The 304-nt window shown below is 60.2% G+C and carries 1 protein-coding gene; it reads right to left on the reverse strand.

The window, feature by feature from the left end:
- Window positions 1–29 precede the first annotated feature (29 nt).
- Window positions 30–304 (reverse strand): M48 family metallopeptidase (locus HX823_RS31820; protein WP_177078626.1); only part of this gene is annotated, 275 nt, incomplete at its 5' end.

The raw sequence follows: 304 nt of genomic DNA on the forward strand, positions 1-304 counted from the left end.
AAATAACAACGTGGCGCAAGAACATAAGCTTAAAGGGTCTCGGATCCGGTCAGGCGCTTGATGGTGCCGCGCAGGATGGGGCTTTCGGGTTGTTCCTTGAGGAATTTTTCCCAGATCTGGCGTGCTTCGCGCTGTTTGCCATTGGCCCACAGCACTTCGCCCAGGTGAGCAGCGACTTCCTGGTTGGGGAAGCGCGCCAGCGCCTGGCGCAGCAAGCGTACCGCTTCGTCGAGGTTGCCCAGGCGGTAATTCACCCAGCCCAGGCTGTCGAGTACGGCAGGGTCTTCCGGGTTGAGGTTGTGGG

It is taken from the genome of Pseudomonas sp. P7759, assembly GCF_013386445.1.
GTDB classification, from domain to species: Bacteria; Pseudomonadota; Gammaproteobacteria; order Pseudomonadales; family Pseudomonadaceae; genus Aquipseudomonas; species Aquipseudomonas azotoformans_A.